Genomic DNA, 3,010 nt, shown 5'->3' with positions numbered 1-3,010 from the left:
ATCAGGAAAAGAAAGAGCTAAAGCAACAAATAAAGTCAAATCAACATGAAGTGTTTGTTGTGTCGATTGAAGAAATGGAAGCTATTGTGCAGTCCTCGCCAAAAGGGAAGCTGCCGCACATTAAGAATGCATGGCAAAAGCTAAAAGGAAAAACCGAAGTTGGCGCAAGCTACTATGCCTCGGCGGATGATTTAAGAACATTAAGTAAACTTGTTGGCGATCTTGGTGGGTTTGCTACAAAAGCCTACGTTAATACGTATGGTGGAAAGCCACACATCATTATTAAGGGGCACCCAGGATTGCGGCGCATTCTAACCGGCACCAAGTACGGAATAAAAAATCCCAAGGTGATAACTATGGGGCTGGGGAAGGCGGGAGCAATAAATGCTGCAAAATCTGGCGGCATTCTTTCCATTGTCCTTTTATCCTCCTATAGAGTAACGGACTATTTTCTAACTGATCAGGCCACGCTAAGCCAGCTTATTGGTTCTTTGGCCACTGATGTTGTAAAGGTGGGCATTGCAACTGGAGCATCAATTGCCGCTGCAATAGTTATAAGCACAGCATTCACAGTTGCTATTGGGCCTATCGTTGCCGTTGTCGTTGTTGGAGTCGTCACATCAATGTTGCTTGGTGCGTTGGATACTCGCTACGGCATCACCGATAAAGTAATTGCTGGCCTTGATGAGCTTGGATATGACGTTAATTCATATGTTAAAAGGGCAAAAGAAAACGTAGAAAGAAGTGCGGCTAACGCGGTTTCCGAAGCCCTTGATTATGTAGTTGAATCAGCAACTAGAATAGTAATAAATACGGCGAAACATACTCTTCAGAAGTTTTTATCTCCACAGCAAAGAACCTTTAAATGACTGGTAAAACAAAGTCATCGTTACTTGAGAGATTCCTTGGGGCATCACTATTTTTCGTGCTATCAGTAGCTAGCATAGTATGGTTTATTTTAAGTGCATCCTCTTCAGTTTCAGACATTATTAGTTCAGACCCTGTACTAAACTTTGATAAGGGGGCAATGTATATGCTTGGTGGATCAATAGGAGCGTTTTCACTTTTTATCGGTGTTGCATATCACAGTATATTTTCACGAAAAGTTCCAGAAAAAGTCGAAAAAACTCTTATAAGAGGCGCGATTTTTGGGGTTCTAATAATGATTTTGGTGCCGCAGGTAACGCACTTCGGTATAGGTAGAATCGTACACGAACGCCAGTACATCGAATGTCACCAAGTAGAGTACCGTTGGTTGTTGTATAAGAAGTATGTTTACACAAAAAATCAAGATGTTTGCCAAAATCTAGCTACAGAAATATCAAAAAGCTCAAGCGGACGCTAAAAAGCGCGCCGCTTAGCTTGGCGTTGAGACTGTAGAATTTCTCCCAAAAAGATGTTTTTAACGCTTTCAGACAAATGGGGTCAGATAAAAATTAAATAAGCTATGCGTAACCTAATCTGACAGCTGGGGGGGGCAAGTATCACCCTGATGTAAGCAAACTGCCGGATACTGCAGAAAAGTTTAAACGCGTTGCACAAGCCTATGAGGTATTACACAGCGCTGAGAAACGTGCCGAATACGATGCTTTATGCGCCACGCACCATCGTGGTTTTGACAGACAGCAGGGGCAAACGACAGCGGGCTATTCTGCCGACAATAATACGGCAACCAATCAGGAGTTTACTGATTTTTTTAATTCTATTTTTGGCGAAACCGGCTCGTGTTACCGGCAACAACATCGTCAGCAACCATGGTATAACGACATTAATATAAGCAAAGGCGCTGATGTTGAACTCGACTGGCCAATAATGCTGGAAGACACCCTGGCTAACACCACCAAGCAAATTGAATTTGTCATTGCCGTTAACGGTAGCCAGAGTTATCAACAGCAAAAAAAAATCGTTGAAGGTTAAAATTCCGGCTGGTACGCGTGATGGCGAGCGTATTCGGCTTAAAGGTCAGGGGGCTCCCGCTAGTAATACTATTCTAAGCGGCGATGTGTATTTGACAATCCGATTACTACCTCACCCGTTGTTTAATGTTGAAGCAGATAATCTGTTGCTTGCTTACTTTGCCGCTAGCACCTTGGGAGGCGGCGCTGTGAAATGGGGCCGGAGAAAATTAAAGACGTTTAACGAATAAACTGCATCACCGACAGAATTTAACAAAACCTTTAAACCTTCACTTTCCATTTTATACCTTTAATTGGTGGTGCCGTGAGGACTCGAACCTCAACCTCCTGTTTTAATTTTACAAAGTAATAGACAGGTATCTTAAACCAATTAGACCACAGCAACTTTTTCATTGAAGTAGTTAAGCTTATTGGGCGGAAAGATCCGTATTTAAACACGGACTTTTCCGTCTTTGTAAATTTGTTGTTGATGACAGTACATCGGTTTTGGCTTATTTATAATAACTTAAGGGTACACGTAAATTTATGTGCTACGAGGGCTTAGTGAGCGCGCATTAGTTCAGCTAATAGAGGATAGAACCTCTTTTGAACGAACTGGGGAGTGTCTGAGCCCCTGCCGCAAGGCAACGGGCGAGTTGCCCCGGCGAGTGAGGAAGAGCGTTGCATCCGGCATGCAGAGAAAGATACCAAGAAAAACCCCGGCACATAGGCCGGGGTTTTGGATTTTACGTCTAGCTTAATGTTCCCATGAAATAAGTCGTACAACCAAGCTCTTTAGTTTTAGGCACTTCAAGGGCTCCCTATCTGAAATAAGTCGTTTATAAAAAATTGAGACTCATGAAGTCACCGGAGGGGTCCACTATAAACACCCTCTTGACGAGACCTGTTTTTTGGATTTAACGCAGTCTGTTTTCATTTTGATGTCCTCACATTGGCTAAGCATCACCATATGATTTCACTTGAGTTATAACTGTACTCCCCAGCTGTCAGACTACTTGTCGCCTCAATTAATACTTAGAGGTCACAATGAAAACAGCGTATTCTGAAGCGTTTATAGAGCAAGCATTAGTTAAAGTTTTTTCCCGTGGTCAGCG

At 42.7% G+C, this 3,010-nt stretch carries 3 protein-coding genes, 1 tRNA gene and 1 pseudogene; 4 read left to right on the top strand and 1 reads right to left on the bottom strand.

Translation table 11 applies throughout. The features are described from left to right. The 4 genes and pseudogenes from VT06_RS16515 to VT06_RS17675 form a co-directional block, all read left to right on the top strand. Window positions 1-869 (top strand): hypothetical protein (locus VT06_RS16515; protein ID WP_082122576.1); only part of this gene is annotated, 869 nt, incomplete at its 5' end. Continuing rightward, complete coding sequence (locus tag VT06_RS16510; protein WP_046555427.1) at window positions 866-1,345, top strand: hypothetical protein; 480 nt, start codon at window positions 866-868, stop codon at window positions 1,343-1,345. The genes VT06_RS16515 and VT06_RS16510, both read left to right, overlap by 4 nt. Before the next feature lie 116 nt (window positions 1,346-1,461). Beyond that, window positions 1,462-1,575: pseudogene (locus tag VT06_RS18660) on the top strand (DnaJ domain-containing protein); the annotation flags it as partial. A gap of 331 nt (window positions 1,576-1,906) precedes the next feature. Beyond that, a complete protein-coding gene (locus VT06_RS17675; protein WP_052750329.1) occupies window positions 1,907-2,146 on the top strand; it encodes a DnaJ C-terminal domain-containing protein in 240 nt (79 codons plus the stop codon). 64 nt (window positions 2,147-2,210) lie between these two features. Here the strand turns inward: VT06_RS17675 and VT06_RS16500 are convergent. Then, a tRNA-OTHER gene (locus VT06_RS16500) sits at window positions 2,211-2,301 on the bottom strand. Window positions 2,302-3,010 lie beyond the last annotated feature (709 nt).

The sequence above is a fragment of the Arsukibacterium sp. MJ3 genome, from assembly GCF_000987765.1.
In the GTDB taxonomy this organism is placed as follows: domain Bacteria; phylum Pseudomonadota; class Gammaproteobacteria; order Enterobacterales; family Alteromonadaceae; genus Alishewanella.
This window is presented reverse-complemented; position numbering and strand designations above follow the sequence as displayed.